Below are 20,212 nucleotides of genomic sequence, written 5' to 3'. Positions count from 1 at the left end.
GGGCGTAGGTGTCTCTCGCTCTCTCCGGCGACGGTGTCGAGAGCACGGACATCGAAGCAGAATCGACGGTTCCAGCCGAGGAGTCACCGGTTCGGGAAGCCAACTTTCTCAACGGTTTTGTCTGTCCGGCCACAACGGTCGGTATGGAATTCGACTTCACGCGCTCGGTGGTTCCACTCGTCGTGATCGTTGCCGTCGCGGCGGTCGCGCTCACGACCGTGATGACTCCCTCGACAGTCTTCATGATGGTTCTGCCCTCGATGATCGTCTTCTCGATCGTCGCGTTCTTGTTCGGGATGAAATACGGCGAGTTCCGCACCAGTCCGTAATACCGGCCCGATCACCGATATCATCGGGGGTGGGGTCCACGATCGCCTCAACCACGGGGATCCCGAGTAACGGCGGCCGCTGGATGGTGCTGTGTATCCAGTACGGCCACATCTCTCGGTCGCACAAGTATTACGCCCAATCCGGTGCATCGGCAGATCGAATGCATAACTCGCCCTCCATACAGGAGCTCCGTCGTATCCGTCGACTGCTCGGTTGGCTCGCGTTCGTGATCGCCAACGGTGTCATCGTCATCGTGGGGGCAAACACCGGAGGGGTCAGCACTGTTCCGCTCATGGAGCTCGGATACATCCTCGCGTCGGTGAATATGCTCGTTTCGATCGTCGTGATGGGGTATTTCGCGCTCGGCGTCGGTCTCACCTATCCCAGCGATTGGGAGTGAGCGACTCTGTTGAAATCTATACTACGTGACAAACTCTGGCCTAATTGTGGTGTATACACCGCGTGGATCCCGCATCGAGTGCCGTCTATATTCTGAGATTCTGTTGGTGGCTGATTCAGATCGATAACATGTGTGTGGAAATATGTATTACTGAGCTCCGAACAGGCGAGCGCGTACGGCGTCAGTCTTGCAGCAAGCGAGTCCGCACGTCCTGAGTCGCGAGGAACGCTGCGAGGAGAGTTGTAACGCTGGTCCCACCAGCACGTCCGTTGGAGATCCCTATCCGCCCACGAAGCCGACCACTGCCAATATGTGCAGGCGGGGTCAAGCAATTTTATGGCTCCAACACACGTTCTCGTCCCACTCGATGGGTCGCCGCTAGCTGACGAGGCCTTTAGCGAGGCGCTCGAGCTTTTCGACTGTCGGCTGACAGTTTTGAACGTAGTGACGGCGATCGACACGGCAATGAGCGAGGGTGGGATTCTCGAACCCGGCGAGGAGCGTCGTGAGAGCGCACGCGAGCGGGCAGATCAGGTTGTCGAACAAGCGAAGGCACAGGCCACCGAAATCGACCGACCGATCGAGACAGCGGTGGAAACCGGTGATCCGGCCGAGGCTATTCTCGACTACGTCGACGCCCACGACATCGATCACGTCGTGATGGGGGGACACGGCGGCGAACGAAGTGATATCGCTCGCCGGCTGCTCGGAACCGTGGCGACGAGCGTCGTCGGGAACGCTCCCGTGACCGTGACCGTCGTCCGCTGATCTGGCACGTCTCACCCGCCGAGTACCGCAGCGAAACCCTGGTAGAGTCCGAACCCGATCGCAGTAGAGGCAGCGAGCGTGATGATCCAGAACGCGAGGGTCACGCCGATTTTTCGGCGCGAGACGCCGGCGGAACCCCCGGCGAGCCCACCTCCGATGACACCGGAGATGATGATGTTGTTGAACGATATCGGGATCCCCAGCGCGATGGCAACCTGTGCAATGATGAATCCGGGAACTAACGCGGCGATAGAGCGCCGCACCCCCAGCTGTGCGTACTCCCGAGAAGTCGCCTGGAGCAGCTTTGGCGCGCCCATCCACGCGCCCGCGATGATGCCAGTTGCGCCCAGCGTCAACAGAACGATGCCGGGGAGGCCGAGTTCGGTCCTGTAGAGGTTCTCGAGCGGGCCGGTCGCCAGGCCGACCTGACTGCCGCCGCTGGAGAAGGCGACGACGCTGCCGAGGATAATGAGGAACGTCCGGATGCCGTCCTCGGTCGAGGCTTGTGTCCGGCGTCGGATGAGCTGGAATCCCGCTGCGGCGGCTGCTAGCGTCACAAGCACCGCGAGCGGGTCGACGCCGGCGACAGTTGGCGTCTCGATTTGTCGGGCGATGAACCCGGCGATGGAACTTTGGGCCGCCTCCGGCGGCGAGGGGATAACTCCTAGTTGGACATTGGCGACGATGCCGGCGACAACAGCTGCGAGCAACGGGACACCAACGGTCTCCGGAATGTCATCACGTCGGAGAAGCGTCGCGGTGAGATAGGCAAGTCCCCCGGAGACGGGAGGGACGAGCACCCAGAAGAGCGCGATTCGCCGGTAGGTGTCGAAAGCGGGGTCGCCGCCCAGCGAGAGCCCCACGCCGACCATCGCTCCGGTAGTCGCGAACGCTGCCGGAACCGGATACCCGGTGTAGACGCCGAACACCATGAATCCGGTCGCAGTCAGCAAGCCCGCCGTTGCAGCGAGCGAGGTGATCTGGGCGCCGTTGATGAGACCGGCGCCGACCGTCTCGGAGATCGCTCCACCCTGAGTGAGTGCGCCGAGCGCAGCGAGGATCCCGATGATGAAGGCTGCCCGCATGGTCGAGATGGCGTTGGCGCCGATCGCCGGAGCGAACGGCGGCGAGTTACTGTTGGCACCAAGCGCCCACGCCGTGGCGAGGCTGGTGAGCGTTGCCAGTACAACCAGCGACCAGAAGACGAGTCCCGCCACGCTCAGAGTCCTCCACGGACGGGGATGCGAGTCATGCCGACCACTTCGATAGAGGCAGGGATTAAATGTTCGCCCGGCGGCGCCCCGGCCGGGCCGCACTGTCTTGAGTCACCTCTCACACACGAGTTCAGCAATAGTGACCCGTTCATTTGCACATCCCGTGATTCACTCCCCGGCGACTCTATCATTCTGACCGGCGGTCAGAGCGATTCCGGAATCTGCCTCCATAGTCCTCTAAATAAACGCGTAACGTGTTGAGCGGACAGTTGGCCGCCGGGTTTATTCAACGGCTGAACCGATCTGTCTCGTATGACCGAACGGCCCGTCGAGGTCAAGCTATCGGGCGAAAACGTCGCCGGTGAGGCACCCGCTGCGGAGCCAGAGACAGTCACCGACGACGCGACTGTCCACGATGACGATGTCGAACTCGAGCGGACAATCGGGCTGGTCGGAGGACTCGCGATCGGGATCGGGACCATGATCGGTGCGGGGATCTTCGTGTTCCCGGGGTTGGCTGCAAACAACGCGGGGGTAGCCGCCACACTCTCGTTCGCGATCGGCGGACTGATCGCGTTGCTTGTGGCGCTTCCAACTTCAGAACTCGCTACGGCGATGCCTCGCAGCGGTGGCGGATACTACTTCATCTCCCGCGGGATGGGAACCGCTTACGGCGCGATCGTTGGCCTGGGCCTGTGGCTTGGCTTAATGTTCGCCGCCGCGTTCTATCTCGTCGGGCTCGGTCACTACGCGAGCGCCGTCTTCAGTGAACTCGGTGTCGCGCTCCCGTTTAGCCCCGTCATCGGGATCGGACTGCTGTTCGGCGCCGCACTGACGGCAGTGAGTCTCGGCGGCACGGAGAACACCGCGAAGATTCAAAACGTGGTGGTCGGAATTCTTCTGGTGGTACTCACGGGCTTTCTCTCGTACGGTGTCCTCGACGCCGTGGGTGTGTTCGGTGGTGGAACCGTTCCAGAGCAGTTCTTTTCTCGAGGCTATTTCCCGGTGTTGACGACCGCGGCGCTCGTGTTCACGTCGTATCTGGGGTTCGCCCAGGTCGCGACCGTCGCAGGCGAGATCAAACAACCGGGACGGAACCTTCCGCTGGCGATGGTCGGGTCAGTACTGGTTGTCACAGTCTTCTACGTCGTGACGATCTTCGTTGCGACCAGCGCGTTCGGCGCCGACCGGTTGGGACAGTTCGGCGAAACCGCCATGGTCGAGGTCGCCCGTGACTTTCTCGGGTTGCCCGGCGCGGTCGCCATCCTGGGCGCTGGACTGCTTGCAACGTTCTCGAGCGCGAACGCGTCGATTCTCAGTGCGTCGCGGGCTGTGTACGCGCTCAGTCGCGACGCCCTGCTCCCAAGAAAAGCGAGCGAGATCAACCTCCGATACGGCACGCCACACGTGGCGTTGCTCGCTGCCGGCGGGCCGATTCTCGTCCTCGTCGCGACCGGTCGGGTCGAACTGCTCGCGGAGGTCGCCTCGTTCCTCCACCTGATCATGTACGGACTGATGTGTGTCGCGTTGATCGTGTTGCGACGGCGGAATCCCGAGTGGTATTCCCCCAGCTATCGGGCCCCATGGTATCCGGTGTTACCTTCCGTCGGCGCCCTCGCCAGTTTCGGACTGATCGCGTTCATGCAGCCCGCGTCGATCGGCATCGGCATCGTGGTGATGCTCATCTCGTACCTCTGGTACCGTTATTACGCTGGGGATGTCACGCTCAAGGGGGACATCTAGCCATGACGGACCGTCCATCCATACTCGTCCCGATTCGCGTGCTCGAAGGGGAGTCGATCCCAGAGGGTGTTCCCGACCTCCTTGCGAACGCCCACGTCGTCCTCTTGGGATATCACGTCATCCCGGAGCAAACGGCGCCGGGACAAGCGCAGTTGCAGTTCGAGGATCGTGCTACTGAGCGGCTCGACGAATACGAGGCGATCTTCGAAGCGTCGGGCGCGACCGTCGAACGACGGCTGGTGTTCACCCACGATGGCCAGAAGACGATCGACCGGATGACGACCGAACACGACTGTCTGGCTGCACTCGTTCCGAACGCGACAGGCCAAGTCGAAGATGTCCTCGTCGCTGTCCGTGGTGCCGTGGGGATCGACCGGCTCGCCCGTGTCGTTGCGGGCGTATTCGGGGAAACAGATGCTTCGGTAACGCTGTACCACGCCGCAGAAACCGATGAAACGGACGAGGACGTCGCCACACTCCTCGATGGACTGGCGGAACGGTTGGGGGACTTGGGGATTGACAGGTCGGCGATCGAGACGCGTGTCGACCGGAACGAAGAGGCCTTCGAGGCGATCATCGAGGCGGCCGAGGAGTTCGATACCGTCGTCATGGGGGAATCTAACCCCTCTCTGGCGACCTTCGTGTTTGGGCTGCCGGCGGACAAAGTTGCTACTCGGTTTCTCGGCCCTGTCTTCGTGGTACAGCGCGGACCGCCGCAAGAGACTGAGTCAAACTGAGAGTGAGACGCCGCCGGCCGGACGAAACTCGCGTTCTGGCTGGAGATGTTCCTGCATCGCGATCGTTCCGTCGACGGCGTCGCTCTCGGCGAAGCCCTGCGCATCATGGACGCTGCGGGCGAACGCCAGTCGTGTCGGATTGCTCGGGGTACAGTCGTCAGCCAGTCCGAGTGCGAACATCGGGTCGACGCTGGCGCGTGGGGCCATACCCAGTGAACCTCCACAGGTGACCGCTACGCATCATTTTTCAGGGGTTGTGGTTGATGCAGGGTGGATTCAGATCGATTCTGAAACTTGGGCCACGCCGTATTCCGCAGTGGTCGATTGTTCAGCCACTACATCACCATCGACGAGTATCTGAACGGTGAGCGCAGAGCTTCCCGTATCTCTCTTTTGGGCATTTCCAGAGACAATTGATGCTGAGTTATCGACGGGTAAGTGGCTATCACCGACACCTGAGATACTCCGCTGTCCGCCTTCCGTTCCTAACGCGCCGGACCATTCCCCGTCGTAGCGAATCTTAAACGAAACGTACTGGCGAGGTTTCTCCCCGAACTCCTGAAATGAAACCTCCGTTCCATCAACAGCGTATGCGAGCGAGAAGTAGCCGTTCTGAATTTCGTGTATGGCTAGGCGACTCAGGTTATCACCGTCATAGAGATCGAGCGAAGTGTCTGCCTGTTCCTCAGCAGGGATTGACACTTCTGCTGAATCCGTGAGATCGCCGTAGATCCCGTCAGTTCCTATGAGTAAGTTGACGCTCACGGTGAAATCCAACGCTTCTTCGGCCGTATTTTCGATTGTCAGTTGTGACTGAGTGACCCCTCCAACGGTCTCAATGTCGTTGTTGAGGAATTGGACCGCGTCAGCTGCTTGGGATTCGCTGTTTCCATCGTCTGAAGAGGACGAAGGACCTCCAGAACACCCTGAAAGTGCAACTGCCGTGGAGGCCCCGATGCCGCTCAAAAACCTCCTTCGCGTCGGATTACTGTATTGTTCGGCCATTTGTCTGAGCGATAGTCGCATCATGCTTATATAAGCCTCTCCTCTCGCGCGGATTCTCTGTGCGTATCCTCGATTCCCGCCGAGAGGGCCACTACTGGCGACGGCGGGGGAGTTTCGCCCATTCACCAGTTGAGATTTCGGAGGAGTAGTTGTTCGCTACTCGGTCCGATTGTCGCCCTTTCCAGTTGTGATGCGACTACCGTCCACCGCTGGCGACATCCTTTTCGGCGGCATTCACTTGAACCGGAGTAGTGCCAGCTAAGTCAACCCAGGAGACCCTAGCGGATCTGGTCACGACCCATCTTGACCGGATGGACAGCGGAGAACGGCCTGAATCAAACCACTTCGTCGAACTCGTCTTCGCTGAGACAGGGGCACCGGAACCGCTTGTTCAGTACCAATGGGGGATCTTGAATTTCGCAGGGCTCTCGTCAGTACAAAAAGCAACAGCAGTCGATTTCATCGAAGACCACGAACTCAAGCTCAGCAGTGAGGGTGACAAGTACGTCACTGTCGAAGATGTGCCGACAGAGGACCCAGCGGAACTGGCGGCGATGTTGGAGGCGGCGCTCCAGGAGATCTATGAAACTGCACTCTCTGATGTCGAGACCGTCCGGGAGCGAGAATTGTAGGCCCACCGATACGGTAACTGGACGCTGTTGAACGCTGCAAACTGTGACGGGAGTAGCGTGGTGAACCTAGCGGGTGTATTCAGCAGCTGACTGCCGCTCATTTCACTGACGAGCGACTGAATTGACTGATCGGAAGGTGCTACGTACCGACCACTGAGACCCCAACCACTCTTAGGTACTGTTCGAAGTACGGTGCAAGACAAGGAGCGCGAGTCTCCCTCCGGCCACGAGAGGAGGTTGGAGCCACGATTCTGCCGTCGATGGCTCACCTTTGGTGAGCGTACGTAGAAACAACGGTGTTTACTTTTACAATAGACGGTACATGTCTACATAGCAGTTCAACTGCCGTGGGGAGTTGTCTGAAACCCCGGTCCGAGCAGCTCCAACGCAGTTTTGAGATAGTGCGCTCCAACGACGAGAACGGTCCCTTGTCGACCTGCTGTTTCTCTCCGAATCCGCCAACGACGAAGGTGGTTGCATCAGCGGACGACGCCGGATCGTCGCTCTCGCTCATCTGTCCACTCAATCCGAACATTGGCTACAACAAAATCCGGGCGGACTGCGGGGACATCATCCCCGAGGTGATGCACCGACGACAGTAGCAGCTACGGCGGATTCAGTCGTCGGATTCCGGTTCGTCCTCGCCCCGACGGCGGAGCGCGATTGCGACGATACTGATGACTGCGATACCCGCGATAAGTTTGGACCGTGACATGGTGAATCTACCTAGGTGTTATGAAAACAGAATTATATCCCTTGTGGAATGGCCCGATCGGTAGTCCGGTAGCTATGACCGACCCGACGTAGGCAGAACTGTTCGATCGATATGTTCAGATCGCCCTTCTATGAGCTATCAGCCGGGAAAACGGATGAACAGCGATGCTTGGGTACTGATGAGTGCCTCATTCGGTCACGTCGATACTGTCAGAACTCGAGGTACCGGTGTCAAGCGAGCACTGGTACCAACGAGGACCGGAACTGCGGCGTTGTAGGGTAGCTGATGAAGGCCCAGCAACCGATTCGAGCCTTACTTGAGCAGCCCAGCGGAAGGTAACCCAGTGACTGACGCGTTCGCAGATAGGACCCTCGCTGAGCACCGGCGTGTTTTCGAGAAGATATGGTGGCAAAACCCCGAGCGACAGAACGGGACTTCCTCATCTTGGTGGTTCTTTCTCTTGTTTCCGGATGGCGAGGAAGGCTACGGTCCGAGACAGCTAATGTTCTCGATCGCTGCCTGTGTGGGTGAGCAGTGCCGTGTGAACGACCTCCCGCCCCAGGACATGGACGCTGACCGTCCCGTCGTTGACGGTGTGGACAGATTCAACGCGACAACGGTCGGCTGGGCCGGCGACGACGAAGTGGTCCACGACCACGTCGTCAGGCAATCAGCCGAAGCGGTGCTCTCTCGCGAGGACCAGCGTCTCGAAGCCTGGGCAGACCGCGAGGACGACACCAAACGCGGAAGCGAGATGGCAGCGCTCTCGGACCGGCCCCTCGGACTGAAAGCCCACGTCATCGGCGACGACGCCGAGGCGGAGTTCGAAGCGTGGGGTGCCCTCGACTCGAAGATGACCTCGCCACACCGCTCACTGAATATTGACACACCGCTTGGTGGCGCCGAGGTCGTTGCGTGGCGCCAGATGGAGTTCGAGGGGGACTTCGATCTCCCGGACGGTCCCGAGACACTGTCTGGGTCATGTTACTTCCAGCGCGTGTGTTTCGACATGCCGCTGATGCCTTGGAAGTGGATCTGGGCGATCTTCCCGGACGGAACCTCGTTTTCCGTGTTGATTCCGTTTCTCGGGCCTCAACTGTTCCGGCGGGGCTACAAGTTCTTCTCCTCAAACAGACTCGAACGGCTGACGATACCCCTTCGACAGTCCGCGTTCTGGAACTGGGGCTCGAAAGATGGACATGTCGAGTTCGATACGATCTCTGTCGAGCCGTTGCTGGGTACTGGCGAACAGCCCGACTTCGACGTCCGCGTCGAGAACGAGGAGGGCGATTACGTGCGGTTCGTTGCGCGGACCTATGGCCGTGCGCGAAACTGGCTCGACCGTCCGAGACTCGGGGGTCAGTTCACGTCTCACTGGAGTTACAACGAGTTCATGTTCCGGATGGCCGGACTCGCCGGACGCGTCAGCGACACGCCGATCGACGCCGAGTCAATGGGTACCGGATTCGGAACGTTGGAATACAGTACCGGGCTGAGTCTCTGAACGACCGAATGTTCTACAGATAAGCAAGGCGAGTGCCTCGGGGCTTGACCCCGAGGCGGTTCACCAGTCTGGCAGGAGGATTCGCTGTCCGTGCACGATCCAGGGCATGAATATGGCATAGAGCGATTGCGTTGGGAGTGGTCACACCTCAGCTGGTCCAAACACCGCTTGGGTGAAACCGCATTTCAGAAGATCAAACATAATTACGAGGCCACCGTTTAAATCGGACAACCACACGTGACTGCTAGCCCGGACTCCCAGCAGGTCGTGGTACTGACGGGCGGAACGAGTGGCATCGGTCGTATCGCCGCGACAGCCCTTGCTGGTCAGGGGGCGACTGTTGCGGTTGTTGGGCGAAACCAAGCGCGCGGTGACACACTTGTCGGCAACGCGGCTCCGCTTGACGGCGATATCCGGTTTCACCAGGCGGACCTAGCAACGCAAGCCACCGTTCGTTCCCTCGCCGCGGAGCTCCTCGATACGTATGACCGGATCGATGCGCTCGTTCACAACGCAGGGCTCTCTTCACGCCATCGCACAGAAACGGAGGAGGGAATCGAACTCACGTTCGCTGTTAACCACCTTGCTCCATACCTTCTGACGCGGCAACTACTGGATCGACTTCGAGCCTCAGCCCCGAGCAGAGTCGTCGTCACCGCCTCGGACATTCACCGTCGCGCGACATTCGATTTCGACGACCTTCAATTCAGTAACGAGTATGACTCGCTTCAAGCATATGCTCGATCGAAACTCGCTACCATCGCGTTCACGCGCGAACTTGCTGATCGACTCGAAGAGACCGAGATCACGGCGAACTGCTTTCACCCGGGCTTCATCCCCTCGACAAACCTGTTCCGTGACGCCGCTATCTGGACACGAGCGATGATTCGGGCGGCGGCCATCGTTCCCGGTGTCGGAACCACGCAACAGGAAGGCGCACAGCGACTCTGTGACCTCGTCACGGCTCCGGAGTTCAGTGAGCGAACCGGAACGTACGTCACCGGCGAAGGAATCACAGCTCCGTCGAGCGATGCAATCGATCCAGAAAATCGAGAGCGACTTTGGAATCTCAGCGCCGACTTGGTCGACGTTGATCCCCACTGGCCGTAGTTTACTCTCATTTACATGTTTTCGAGACCACCTCTGTAGTATGGACGCAACTCACCAGTCTCAGTCCGGACTGCGAACAGTACTCGAGACGGTCGCACTCACTGTCCTCATCTTCGGTATTTCGCTCGTTGCGGGCGTCGTCTTCATCGCGCCGCTGATCGCGCTCGGGTATACCATCGAGAGTACACCGATCCTCGTCGGAGCCACCGCCGCCGGGCAACTCTCGATGTTCGCTGTCGCGTACATCTACTACCGCTCCCGGGATATCTCCCTGTCTGCAGCCCTTCCATCGCTCCGCGAATTGGGCTACGTCGCCGGCGGGGTAGTCACCGCCATCGGTACAGCGGTCGTGGTCTCGATCGTCCTCACCGCCCTCGATCTCGTCCCCTCTTCGGTCATTGGAGAGACTGCGACGACGAACCCGACGTTCCTCCTTGGGCTCGCTGCCCTCTCGATCGTTGTCGTTGCGCCGGTCGAAGAATTTGTGTTCCGAGGTGTTATTCAGGGTCGGCTTCGTGACCGGTTCGGTCCAGTCCCCGGCATCGCTGGAGCCAGTCTCCTCTTCGGCTCGTTGCACTTGGCGAATTACTCTGGGAACCCTGTCGCAATCGTGGCTGGGGCGCTCATGATCGCCATTGTTGGGAGCGTCTTCGGAATACTGTATGACTGGACGGGGAATCTGATGGTGCCGATTCTGGTCCACGCGATCTAAACACCATCCTGCTCGGAATTAGCTACGTCGCGCTTTCAGCGGTTTGAACCTCTGGCACCCTCGAACAATCACTCCTAGTTCAATAGTAATGCTGGGACAGATGCGAGAAAGCCGAGAAAGACAACGAGAGTAGCAACGGCTATCACTCGAAGTATTCCTGCCGATCGTCGTTGGTCCGACGACAGCGATTCGGCGACCCCCGAAAGTCCGAGCGCGATCCCCAGAAAGAGGAAGAAATGAGAGCTACTGAGTACGACTCCGGTAACCACCCACTTAACGAGGCAAATAAACGACAACGAAGAGAAAAAGAGCCCCTTCCGTCGTCCGTCCGGCTCACGAAACACCATCCGAGGAAGTACCTCCATACGCATCACCAAGAGTTCGACCAAATCAGGATTCTGGTGGGAGCCCAGCGTCTTGGGGGGTTGGCGGCTCGCGATTCGCGAGGTTGTTCCTCCCGTAGATGACCACCAACACAACGGCGACTAACACAAGCGGAATAGCGCCCGTGACTTCAGCGAGCACGTTCAGCCACGGGTCCGGCACACCGTTGGGGATGAGCGCGTCCTGGTCGGCGGGATGGAAGATCCCCATCGCATTGATGCCGGCATGAAACACGGCGACGGCGAGTACGCTCCCGCCAGTACTGTTGTACATCCACGTCCAGAGGATCGAGCCCGCAAGGATGGAGACCATCCAGAGAAGTTGCTGGGAGAGCGGCCAGCCGCCGTGGGTGGTCGTGGCGTTCAAGAACAGCGGGAGGTGCCATGTCGCCCACGTGACGCCCACGATGATACTTGAACCCAACGCACTGTACGAGTCCTGAAGGATGGGCAGCATGAAGCCACGCCACCCGAGGTCCTCTTGGCCGCCACCCCAGACAGTTCCCCACGCCATCGCAAACAGGTAGATGAAGGGCGACTCGAATCCGGTAAGGTCGATCGGACCACCGGCCAGCACGAATAGCAGGACGCCCATAGAGAGGATAACGAACGGCAGGCTGATCGCGAACACCCACCACTTCGCACCAATCCGCCACTTGAACAGCTGGCCGACCCACCTGCGGAGACTGCCACCTGAGGCCCAGATGACGACCGCTGCGCCGATCGGCGGACCGAACCCGCCGAACCCGATCAGGATCGAATGCGTCCAAGAGGCTTCCATGCCCGAATACGCGAGTGCCCCTTGGACCGTCCAGGTGAACGCGTACGCTATCGCGACGAAGCTCAGTAACCGATGTCGATCGATCCACGTACGGATACTGGACATACCCCGGATTGTGACCACATCGTAGTTAACGATACCCCAGCTGAGTGGGTTTCGGCAGTACACTCTTTCCGAGTCGTCTCGAACCCTGTTGTATGCCTGATAATGTGCTCGTCGCTTTCGACGGCTCCCCACTTGCCGAGCGTGCGCTCGCGTACGCACTTGAGACCTTTCCGGACGCTGCCATCACCGCGATTTATGTCATCAACCCGATCGACTCGGTGATCGATGTGGAAGCGGGCGGGTTGCCAGTCGCAAAGGACTGGTATGATGATGCCCAAGACCGTGCCACAGAGATTCACACAAACGCGACGGATCGGGCCGCAGACCACGGTGTCACCCTCAATACCGTCACGGAAGTTGGGAAACCGGCACGGGCAATTCTCGAATGCGTTGACGACTATGGCATCGATCAGATCGTTATGGGTAGCCACGGCCGTTCGGGGATCGACCGGACGTTGCTCGGAAGCGTCGCCGAGACAGTCACCCGCCGGGCACGGATTCCGGTGACGGTCGTTGGATGATCGCTTCACCAAAGGTACTGGTACTACGGGAATCTCCGAGGACACGACAGACGACTCCGTATGCAGTCGAACGAGTATCCGTTGGAGCCGCTAAAACGTGAACTCCTCACCGACCATGGATACCGAGAACGTGGGGGTCACCGATTCACAGTCTCTCTCGACGTGTTCTGTCCGAATTGAACGACGAGGTGGTCGTGGTGACGCGGGGGCGCGAGCATTCGAACGGCAGCTCAAGCGTCTATCCGGCGTCTACGACGTCGACGTCTCGTTTCGGACGGGGAGTGCTCGGATCACCTACGACGGGAGCGTTACCTCGGAAGAATCGATCCGAGACGCCGTCCGTGACCGGAATGTGTCGATCCAAGACGAATCTGAGGGGGAAACGGATGAGGTGAGCACTCGGTCGGAACTCAAGCGGGAGGCCGTGTTCGTCGGCCTGACGCTGCTCGGGATGGTGACCGGCCTGGCGACGGGATGGCTCGGTGGTCCACAGTTGCTCGCGTGGACGGGCTACGCCGTCGCGTACGTCTTCGGCGGCTGGTACGGGCTCAAAGGCGCGATCGAGACGCTCCGTCATCGGGCGGTGGATATCGATCTCCTGATGATCGTTGCCGCGCTCGGAGCCCTCTCGATCGGCGCCCCGTTCGAGGGTGCGATGCTCCTCTTTTTGTTTTCGCTGTCGAACACGCTCCAGCATTACGCGATCGGACGTTCGCGCCGGGCGATCAGGTCCCTCGTCGAGATGCGGCCGGACGAGGCGCAGGTCCTCCGCGATGGCGATGAGGTCACCGTACCAATCGATGACGTTGACGTCGGTGACGTGTTCGTCGTCCGTCCCGGCGACAAGATTCCCCTCGACGGCGTTGTCGCGTCGGGCGAGGGCACGGTCGACCAGGCGTCGCTCACCGGGGAATCCGTTCCTGTGCCGAAGGAACCCGGCGACGAGGTCTTCGGCGGGACGATCAACGAGAGCGGCAGCCTCGAAATCGAAGTTACCCGACAGGCCCACGAATCGGCGATCAGTCGCCTCATTCACATGGTCGAGCGCGCTCAAAGCGAGAAAGCGCCGACACAGCGGCTCATCGATCGCCTCGAACAGCCGTACGTCCTTGGCGTGTTTGGGCTCACGATCGCAGCGATCGGTATCCCGCTCGCACTCGGAAGTGAATTCACCAGTACGTTCTACCGCGCCATGACGCTCATGGTTGCTGCCTCGCCGTGTGCAGTGATCATCTCCACGCCTGCGGCGGTCCTCTCGGCGATCGCCTCCGGAGGTAGGCAGGGCGTCCTGTTCAAGGGTGGCGAACACGTCGAGGCTGCAGCGAACATCGACGCGGTCGCGTTCGACAAGACGGGCACGCTCACGCAGGGAGAGACCCAATTGACGGACGTGTTCGTCCGCGACGACCTCGTGGACGAGTCACTGACGCCCGACGAACTGCTCTCGCTCGCGGCCGCCGTGCAGGCCCGCTCGGAGCATCACCTCGCTCGTGCGACCGGCTCGGAAGCCGAAGCGCGATCACTCGACGTCCCCGACGCGCAGCGGTTTCAGTCAGAGGCCGGCAAAGGCGTCCGCGCCGACGTCGACGACGGGACCGTCCACATCGGGAATCGAAGCTACGTCGAGACGGTCCTCGAAGACGCCGTTATCGAGGGGCTCGAATCGGGTCTCGATCGGCTCCAGACATTGGAGTCGGAGGGGAAGACGAGCGTTCTCGTCGCCCGCGAGCGCGACGACGAGGTCACAGTACTGGGATGGCTGGCGTACACTGATACGGTCCGCCCTGGCGCAGCCGAGATGATCGCCGACCTCCGTGCGCTCGGAGTGCAGCATATCGTCATGCTGACCGGGGACAACGAACGCGTCGCACAGCAGATCGCCGACGAGGTCGGCATCGACGAAGTCCAGGCGGAACTGCTGCCCGAAGAGAAGGTGTCGACCATCGAGGCGCTGGTCGACCGACACGAGAACGTGGCGATGGTCGGCGACGGGGTGAACGACGCCCCCGCGCTGGCGACGGCGACGCTCGGGATCGCGATGGGTGGCGCTGGGACTGACGTCGCCCTTGAGACGGCGGACGTCGTGTTGATGGGAGACGACCTCGGGAAGATACCGTACGTGCTCGGACTCGGACGCAGGACACGTCGGACACTGACGGTTAACCTCACGATCGCCTTCGGTGCGATCGCGTTGATGGTCGGAACGATTCTTGTACGGGGTATCCCCTTGCCGCTGGCCGTTGTCGGTCACGAGGGGTCGACGGTACTCGTCTCCCTGAACGGCCTCCGGTTGCTCGGATTTCGCGAGTGAGGGTGTCGAAGACCGCAATCGAATTGTGGGCGACGGTGTCGCTGATAACCTGATTGAACCCTCGTTTCTTTACTCCTCAACACGTCGTGAAGTGTGATGTACGACCGGATTCTTGTCGCCACAGATGGGAGTGACAATGCGCAGCGGGCGACACGCCGAGCTCTCGATTTGGCTCGGCAGTACGGGGCCGAACTCCACGCGGTCTATGTCATAGAGACGAGAACGGAGTACGATAACGCGATCGTCGATCCTGATACCGTACGGCAGAACCTTCGAGCGGATGGTGAAGAAGCGCTGGCCTCCGTCAGGACGGAGGGGGAGCCCGACGGTTCCGTCATCACCTCGATTCGGGAAGGTGTTCCGCACGAAGAGCTTCTCTCGTACGCCGAAGATCAGGGGGTTGATCTTGTCGTTGTGGGTGCGAAAGGACGCTCCGCGTTCCAGACTGTACTACTCGGGAGCACAACTGAGGCGATTTTACGGGCCGATCAGGTGCCCGTTTTAGTGGTCAACAGTACTGATCACTAAGCGCTCCTGTGTCTCATCAGGTGTCTTCGGCTTTCCGCGTCAACCTGACCGAACTGGAAGTTGTCCCCCAACGCCTTCAGCGAATGACCCGACGAGCGTTGGCTTGAGAATCGGGTCGCGTGTAGCGCCGGGAATAGTGAGATTTTGGGTTAGCTGTGTCGCGAAGGATTCAGGGCCAGAGGCCACGTGCCTCGTGCGCCTCGGCGATCCGGGAGAGCGCGACGATGTAGGCAGCATCCCGCCACGTCACATCGCGGGTGGCGAACTCGTCTTTGACGACTTTCCACGCCGTCAACATTTCCGCTTCGAGCTCGTCGTGCACACGCTCCAACGACCAAGCACGGCGGTTGATATCCTGTAACCACTCGAAGTAACTCACCGTGACGCCGCCCGCATTCGCCAGAATGTCCGGGATGACCGGAATCTCTCGTTCTGCGAAGATCTGACTGGCCGCGCTCGTCGTCGGCCCGTTCGCACCCTCGATGATGATGGCTGCCCGCACGTCGTCGGCGTTCTCGGCCGTGAGTACGTTCCCCAGCGCGGCCGGGATGAGGACGTCGACGTCGAGTTCCAGGAGCTCCGCGTTTGTCACGGCGCCTGGAGCGTCATGCTGCATCACGGCTTCGGGCTGTTGATCGTGGGATGGAATCGAGTGGGTATCGAGGCCGTCGGCGTCGTAGATGCCGCCGTTGACGTCGCTGACTGCGACGACAGTTGCCCCCCACTCGTCGAGCAATCGAGCGGCGTTTGCACCGACACTCCCGTAGCCTTGGATAGCAACTGTCGTTTCTTCGATCTCGTTTTCGTAGTACTCGATCGCTTCGCGGGCGATAATGGCGACGCTCCGTCCCGGAGCTTCATCGCGACCCTCACTCCCTCCAACGACGGGTGGCTTCCCGGTGACGACGCCGGGAACGGTTTCGCCTTCCTGCATCGAGTAGGCGTCCATCAACCACGCCATCGTCTGTGGGTCAGTCCCCATGTCGGGCGCAGGAATGTCGACAGTCGGGCCGATCACTCCCCGAATTTCCTCGGCAAATCGGCGGGTAAGCCGCTCTTTTTCCTCGGCGCTCAATGCTTTCGGGTTGACTGCTACACCGCCTTTGGCTCCACCAAAGGGGAGGTCCATCACGGCACACTTCCAGGTCATCCACATCCCGAGCCCGACACACTCGTCTCGCGTGACCTCTGGGTGATACCGAAGGCCGCCCTTGTACGGGCCACGAACGCTATCGTGTTGAGCTCGATAGCCGGTAAACACCTCGACGGTGCCGTCGTCTCGCTTGACTGGGACGGTGACTTCGTGTACCTTCTTGGGATGGCTGAGCCGCTCGACGATGTTAGGATCGATGTCGAGGTGATCCGCGGCATGCTGTAGCTGTCGTCGGGCTATCCCCAAGGCGGATTCAGGCTCGGCGGCATCAGTCGACTCTGTCGGTTCGTCCCCGTGTGTGGAACCCGATGGTGAGTCCATCGTCATTCGATAGGCGTACGACGGTTTCGCATCTCACCGGCACAATCCGGACACTGGCCAGGCGGATCCTCCGTGAGGATGATCTTTCCACACTCGAAGCACTCGTACGGCGTCCCTTCCTCGGGTTGTTGGGCAACGTCTCTCATTGGTAGTTCACGAGTGCCGCGGGGTGATGCGTGACACTCTGAATGCGGTGTACTAGGTGTATGTGTGTGTACCTGGGGGTTCACTATCAAACAGCTGCTCTGGCAGATGGTTCGTTATTCAACCACGCCGGGGGCGCCAGCGACAGAAAGTGCGTGCTCGTCGAATAGGGTGTCAAACAGTTTTCGTTGAACAGTCCGTGCGTGCGTGTAGAACGCGGGTGGGGAGATGCCGAGCGTTTCTGCGACCTGCTCGCCCGTGCTTTCACGCGGTGACTCGAAGAAACCGCTGTAGTATGCCGTCTGGATCACCTCGAGCTGGCGGTCAGTCACTTTCTCGAGAAACCTCGCGTAGAGATCGTGCTCTGCGGTCTGATCGAGCGTCTGTTTGGACCGGAGTTCGGCAGTTTCGAACGTGTCTTGGACGAGCTGGATGATCGTTCTGGCATCGATACTATCCGGGATATCGATGATGAGCGTGGTCGTGTCCGGATCGGCGGTCGCCTCCCGGAAGACGGCCCCGTGGTCGGCGAGCTCCAAGGCGAGAAACGGCCGTGTGAGCCGAAGTCGTACGACGCCCCCGTCCCCAGTTGTACTGATCTGTTGGACGTCGTCGATCGCGACCAGCGGTGCGGCGGCGTTGGCAACCGCCTGTACGGACGCGCCGTCGACGGTGACGAACACGTAGTTCCCGTCCGCGGATCGCTGGACTCCTCCCTGGTACGAGATGCTGCAATTCGTCGCCTGGGCGAGTTGTGAGAGAACGAACGACGGGTCGTCGACGTCGAACTCGACGCGGGTCATCGACGTCGTGAGGAGTGCGTTCCTGCGTTCGATCGCGCTGAGTGCCGAGGCGATGGTTTCACCCAGTTCGGTCAAGACGGCCTCTGTCGTCTCATCGAACGCGTCTTGCGTTGGTGCATACACCGTCAAAATGCCGTGTGTGAGGTCGTTGTACTTGAGCGGGATACTCAACACGGAGAGAAAGTCGCGAGAGAGCGCCTCCTTCCGCCAGGGTTCTTCCCGAAGGCCCTCGGCGACGTTCTCCACCATCGTCACGTCGCCCGTCGCGGCGGCTCGTCCCGTCGGCTCTGTTCCCGAGGCTTCGACGGCGAACGACGGGCTATCTAGATAGCCCTGTTCTGCTCCCCCCCACGCCCGCGGCTCGACGGTGTCGGTCGTCGGATCGACCGTCCCAATCCACGCGAACTGAAGCCGATCGTCACCGGTCAACAATTCACAGACGGCGTGGTCGATCTCCGCTCGGGTTTCGGCTCGAACGAGGGCCTGATCGATCTCCCGAATCGTCTCGTTGACCCGGTTCAGCGCGGTGAGTTGTTCGTTTTGCTGCTGGAGCGTGCGGTCCTGTTTCCGAAGCTGCGATTCGCGTGAGACTCGATCGAGCGCTGCCTCGGCAGTTGCAGCGAGGAGATCTGCGAGTTCTCGGGTTACGTCGTCGAAGGCGCCGACTCGTTCGGAGCCGGCGATGAAAACGCCGTGGTCTCCGAGCGGGATGAACGTCATACTGCGGAGGTCGGTCGCCCGGTTGTCGAGCCGATCTGATTCGTGGACGTCATCGAAAAACAGCGCTTCGTCCTCGACGAAACTGTATCCCGGAAGCGTCTCTCCGTCGGGATGGACGGTAGGGAGCGGACCGTTGAGTTCGTTCACTGCCGCCGAATTGGCTGTGGGGATCAGTTCGTTGGCATCAGCATCGAAGAGGTAGACGGCGCTCGCATCCAAGTTGAGTACGTCCGCCGTGTCGTCGACGACGTGTTGTGCGATCTCACGGTGCGTCTCCGCGTAGAGAAACTCGCGGGCGGTCTCCTGCAAGGTCGCGAGGGCCTCCTCGCGTTGCTTCCGTTTCGTGATGTCCCGACAGCTGAAGAGGAGCGTTCCGTCCTGGATCGACACCTCACGGACGTTGACGAGGAGTGTGTGCTCTCGTCCGGCTTTATCGGTCGCCGTCATCTCGATGTTCTTGAGCACGCCCTCGGCCGCTAACTCGTCCCGGTCGAAGAGGTCGTCTCCGAGGAGATCTTCGATCGTTCCGACATCCCGAATCTCATCGGCTGTGTAGCCGAAAATAAAATGCACGTTCGGACAGACGTAGGTGTACTCTCCATCCTCGTTTGTGATAAGGACCGTATCGGTCATGTTGTTGAGCGTGACGCGGTGGAGTTCTTCCGAGCGGCGGAGGTCCCGTTCTAGGCCGACGCGTTCGGTGATGTCGACACCTTCTACGACGATTGAGACGAGGTCTCCGCGTTCGTTCTCCACCGGCCGGACGGACAGATCGACCACGCGCTGGTCTTCGCTATGTGGCGGCTGTTGGACGACGGCAGTTCCGTAGACTCCCTCACGCGCGTTCTCAACGAGTTGTCGGATGTCCGTATCCGGCGTCCCGTCCTGTGACCACCACGGCAGCATCCAGAACGACTCATCGATGACCGCGTCGACGTCCGCGTCGATCATCTCACGTGCCGCTTCGTTCACGCGGGTGAGTGACCCTTCCGGGTCGAGTACCCACGTTGCCGTCCGTGAGTCGTCGAACATCGCGTCGAACTGCCTGGCCCGATCCCGTTGGGTCGCTGTCCGCCGTGCGGAACGAATGGCACGCTCGGTTCGTTCGATGAGTTCGTCGAACATCTCTTCACTCGGCCCCGCGAACGCTATGTAATCTGTGACGCCGCCTTTGGTCGCCTCGCTGGCAAGTGCTTCACTCCCAGATGGGGTTGCGAGGAGGACAGGGAGCGCGGTCGTCCGCTCTCGGATCTCGGTGAGGAGGTCGAGTCCGGTGGCGTCTTCGAGGGTCTGCCCCGTGATGAGACAGTCTATCGGCTGTGAGCGGATGGCTTCGACCGCCTCCGTCTGAGTTCGAACGTGGTGTACGGTTGCCCCGGTCCGCGTTTCGAGGGCCGTTTTGAACTCACCTATCCAATCGCTCGTTCCAGTTACCACTACCGTCGATGTCTCGAGGACCGTGGAATCAACGTTCATCGTTCGAATTGGGGGACCAGCGGCACCGCTCTTCGAAACCGGGTTGAGACCGGGGCCGTGCGGGGTCGGGGACGCGCATGGATGGATAGCTATGAA

General features: G+C 60.3%; 21 protein-coding genes. 13 read left to right on the top strand and 8 right to left on the bottom strand.

Annotation, left to right across the window (positions count from 1 at the left end; genetic code table 11):
• Positions 1-143 precede the first annotated feature (143 nt).
• The 3 genes from P0Y41_RS15680 (at position 144) to P0Y41_RS15670 (ending at position 1,498) form a co-directional block, all read left to right on the top strand.
• On the top strand, positions 144-329 hold the full coding sequence (locus P0Y41_RS15680; RefSeq protein ID WP_284063723.1) for a DUF7333 family protein: 186 nt from the start codon (positions 144-146) through the stop codon (positions 327-329).
• Between the two features lie 161 nt (positions 330-490).
• A complete protein-coding gene (locus P0Y41_RS15675) occupies positions 491-730 on the top strand; it encodes a hypothetical protein (RefSeq protein WP_284063722.1) in 240 nt (79 codons plus the stop codon).
• Between the two features lie 336 nt (positions 731-1,066).
• The gene (locus P0Y41_RS15670) at positions 1,067-1,498 is read left to right on the top strand and encodes a universal stress protein (protein ID WP_284063802.1); all 432 of its coding nucleotides are present in this window, start codon (positions 1,067-1,069) and stop codon (positions 1,496-1,498) included.
• Between the two features lie 11 nt (positions 1,499-1,509).
• Here the strand turns inward: P0Y41_RS15670 and P0Y41_RS15665 are convergent, their stop codons facing one another.
• Positions 1,510-2,715, bottom strand: coding sequence for an inorganic phosphate transporter (locus tag P0Y41_RS15665; protein WP_284063721.1), 1,206 nt, complete (start codon positions 2,713-2,715; stop codon positions 1,510-1,512).
• A gap of 309 nt (positions 2,716-3,024) precedes the next feature.
• Between P0Y41_RS15665 and P0Y41_RS15660 the strand changes: the two genes are divergently transcribed.
• A complete protein-coding gene (locus P0Y41_RS15660) occupies positions 3,025-4,455 on the top strand; it encodes an APC family permease (protein WP_284063720.1) in 1,431 nt (476 codons plus the stop codon).
• Between the two features lie 2 nt (positions 4,456-4,457).
• Entirely contained in the window at positions 4,458-5,192 is a 735-nt protein-coding gene (locus P0Y41_RS15655) for a universal stress protein (protein WP_284063719.1), read from the top strand.
• Here P0Y41_RS15655 and P0Y41_RS15650 read toward each other — a convergent pair.
• Positions 5,184-5,399, bottom strand: a complete 216-nt coding sequence (locus P0Y41_RS15650) for a hypothetical protein (protein ID WP_284063718.1) — start codon at positions 5,397-5,399, stop codon at positions 5,184-5,186. The genes P0Y41_RS15655 and P0Y41_RS15650 overlap by 9 nt on opposite strands.
• A gap of 69 nt (positions 5,400-5,468) precedes the next feature.
• Positions 5,469-6,197 carry a hypothetical protein gene (locus P0Y41_RS15645; RefSeq protein ID WP_284063717.1) on the bottom strand — a complete coding sequence of 243 codons (729 nt, stop codon included), beginning with the start codon at positions 6,195-6,197 and terminating at the stop codon, positions 5,469-5,471.
• Between the two features lie 251 nt (positions 6,198-6,448).
• Here P0Y41_RS15645 and P0Y41_RS15640 point away from each other — a divergent pair, with 251 nt between their 5' ends.
• From P0Y41_RS15640 to P0Y41_RS15620, 5 genes are all read left to right on the top strand, one after another.
• Positions 6,449-6,829, top strand: a complete 381-nt coding sequence (locus P0Y41_RS15640; protein WP_284063716.1) for a hypothetical protein — start codon at positions 6,449-6,451, stop codon at positions 6,827-6,829.
• 470 nt (positions 6,830-7,299) lie between these two features.
• The gene (locus tag P0Y41_RS15635; RefSeq protein ID WP_284063715.1) at positions 7,300-7,431 is read left to right on the top strand and encodes a hypothetical protein; all 132 of its coding nucleotides are present in this window, start codon (positions 7,300-7,302) and stop codon (positions 7,429-7,431) included.
• A gap of 654 nt (positions 7,432-8,085) precedes the next feature.
• Positions 8,086-9,048, top strand: a complete 963-nt coding sequence (locus P0Y41_RS15630) for a hypothetical protein (RefSeq protein WP_284063714.1) — start codon at positions 8,086-8,088, stop codon at positions 9,046-9,048.
• A gap of 237 nt (positions 9,049-9,285) precedes the next feature.
• Positions 9,286-10,158 (top strand): SDR family oxidoreductase, encoded by an 873-nt coding sequence (locus tag P0Y41_RS15625; RefSeq protein ID WP_284063713.1) that lies wholly within the window; start codon positions 9,286-9,288, stop codon positions 10,156-10,158.
• Positions 10,159-10,198: 40 nt separating this feature from the next.
• The gene (locus P0Y41_RS15620) at positions 10,199-10,870 is read left to right on the top strand and encodes a CPBP family intramembrane glutamic endopeptidase (RefSeq protein WP_284063712.1); all 672 of its coding nucleotides are present in this window, start codon (positions 10,199-10,201) and stop codon (positions 10,868-10,870) included.
• Positions 10,871-10,944: 74 nt separating this feature from the next.
• On the opposite strand, the gene P0Y41_RS18145 is transcribed toward P0Y41_RS15620, so the two are convergent.
• Positions 10,945-11,217 carry a DUF8011 family protein gene (locus P0Y41_RS18145; protein ID WP_465260672.1) on the bottom strand — a complete coding sequence of 91 codons (273 nt, stop codon included), beginning with the start codon at positions 11,215-11,217 and terminating at the stop codon, positions 10,945-10,947.
• A gap of 43 nt (positions 11,218-11,260) precedes the next feature.
• A complete protein-coding gene (locus tag P0Y41_RS15615) occupies positions 11,261-12,139 on the bottom strand; it encodes a CPBP family intramembrane glutamic endopeptidase (protein WP_284063711.1) in 879 nt (292 codons plus the stop codon).
• Between the two features lie 92 nt (positions 12,140-12,231).
• Here P0Y41_RS15615 and P0Y41_RS15610 point away from each other — a divergent pair, with 92 nt between their 5' ends.
• The 3 genes from P0Y41_RS15610 (at position 12,232) to P0Y41_RS15600 (ending at position 15,499) form a co-directional block, all read left to right on the top strand.
• On the top strand, positions 12,232-12,660 hold the full coding sequence (locus tag P0Y41_RS15610) for a universal stress protein (RefSeq protein ID WP_284063710.1): 429 nt from the start codon (positions 12,232-12,234) through the stop codon (positions 12,658-12,660).
• A 130-nt stretch (positions 12,661-12,790) separates the two neighbouring features.
• Entirely contained in the window at positions 12,791-14,971 is a 2,181-nt protein-coding gene (locus P0Y41_RS15605; RefSeq protein ID WP_284063801.1) for a heavy metal translocating P-type ATPase, read from the top strand.
• A gap of 96 nt (positions 14,972-15,067) precedes the next feature.
• Positions 15,068-15,499, top strand: coding sequence for a universal stress protein (locus P0Y41_RS15600; protein ID WP_284063709.1), 432 nt, complete (start codon positions 15,068-15,070; stop codon positions 15,497-15,499).
• A 169-nt stretch (positions 15,500-15,668) separates the two neighbouring features.
• Here P0Y41_RS15600 and gdhB read toward each other — a convergent pair whose 3' ends face one another.
• The 3 genes from gdhB to P0Y41_RS15585 all read right to left on the bottom strand — a co-directional run bounded on the left by gdhB (position 15,669) and on the right by P0Y41_RS15585 (position 20,116).
• Complete coding sequence (gdhB, locus tag P0Y41_RS15595) at positions 15,669-16,979, bottom strand: glutamate dehydrogenase GdhB (RefSeq protein WP_390214288.1); 1,311 nt, start codon at positions 16,977-16,979, stop codon at positions 15,669-15,671.
• Positions 16,976-17,119: a rubrerythrin-like domain-containing protein gene (locus P0Y41_RS15590; RefSeq protein ID WP_284063708.1), complete on the bottom strand. Its 144-nt coding sequence runs from the start codon at positions 17,117-17,119 to the stop codon at positions 16,976-16,978. The genes gdhB and P0Y41_RS15590 overlap by 4 nt, the downstream gene beginning before the upstream one ends.
• A gap of 114 nt (positions 17,120-17,233) precedes the next feature.
• Positions 17,234-20,116: a bacterio-opsin activator domain-containing protein gene (locus P0Y41_RS15585; RefSeq protein ID WP_284063707.1), complete on the bottom strand. Its 2,883-nt coding sequence runs from the start codon at positions 20,114-20,116 to the stop codon at positions 17,234-17,236.
• Positions 20,117-20,212: the final 96 nt, after the last annotated feature.

It is taken from the genome of Halobaculum halobium (genome assembly GCF_030127145.1).
In the GTDB taxonomy this organism is placed as follows: domain Archaea; phylum Halobacteriota; class Halobacteria; order Halobacteriales; family Haloferacaceae; genus Halobaculum; species Halobaculum halobium.
The sequence above is the reverse complement of the archived record's forward strand: the minus strand, read 5'-3'. Positions and strand labels throughout refer to the sequence as shown.

Bases quoted from the DNA above. Each gene is read 5' to 3' on its own strand.
- P0Y41_RS15680 (WP_284063723.1), top strand. From the start codon at position 144: ATGGAATTCGACTTCACGCGCTCGGTGGTTCCACTCGTCGTGATCGTT.
- P0Y41_RS15675 (WP_284063722.1), top strand. From the start codon at position 491: ATGCATAACTCGCCCTCCATACAGGAGCTCCGTCGTATCCGTCGACTG.
- P0Y41_RS15670 (WP_284063802.1), top strand. From the start codon at position 1,067: ATGGCTCCAACACACGTTCTCGTCCCACTCGATGGGTCGCCGCTAGCT.
- P0Y41_RS15660 (WP_284063720.1), top strand. From the start codon at position 3,025: ATGACCGAACGGCCCGTCGAGGTCAAGCTATCGGGCGAAAACGTCGCC.
- P0Y41_RS15655 (WP_284063719.1), top strand. From the start codon at position 4,458: ATGACGGACCGTCCATCCATACTCGTCCCGATTCGCGTGCTCGAAGGG.
- P0Y41_RS15650 (WP_284063718.1), bottom strand. From the start codon at position 5,399: ATGGCCCCACGCGCCAGCGTCGACCCGATGTTCGCACTCGGACTGGCT.
- P0Y41_RS15645 (WP_284063717.1), bottom strand. From the start codon at position 6,197: ATGGCCGAACAATACAGTAATCCGACGCGAAGGAGGTTTTTGAGCGGC.
- P0Y41_RS15620 (WP_284063712.1), top strand. From the start codon at position 10,199: ATGGACGCAACTCACCAGTCTCAGTCCGGACTGCGAACAGTACTCGAG.
- P0Y41_RS18145 (WP_465260672.1), bottom strand. From the start codon at position 11,217: ATGGTGTTTCGTGAGCCGGACGGACGACGGAAGGGGCTCTTTTTCTCT.
- P0Y41_RS15615 (WP_284063711.1), bottom strand. From the start codon at position 12,139: ATGTCCAGTATCCGTACGTGGATCGATCGACATCGGTTACTGAGCTTC.
- P0Y41_RS15610 (WP_284063710.1), top strand. From the start codon at position 12,232: ATGCCTGATAATGTGCTCGTCGCTTTCGACGGCTCCCCACTTGCCGAG.
- P0Y41_RS15600 (WP_284063709.1), top strand. From the start codon at position 15,068: ATGTACGACCGGATTCTTGTCGCCACAGATGGGAGTGACAATGCGCAG.
- gdhB (WP_390214288.1), bottom strand. From the start codon at position 16,979: ATGACGATGGACTCACCATCGGGTTCCACACACGGGGACGAACCGACA.
- P0Y41_RS15590 (WP_284063708.1), bottom strand. From the start codon at position 17,119: ATGAGAGACGTTGCCCAACAACCCGAGGAAGGGACGCCGTACGAGTGC.
- P0Y41_RS15585 (WP_284063707.1), bottom strand. From the start codon at position 20,116: ATGAACGTTGATTCCACGGTCCTCGAGACATCGACGGTAGTGGTAACT.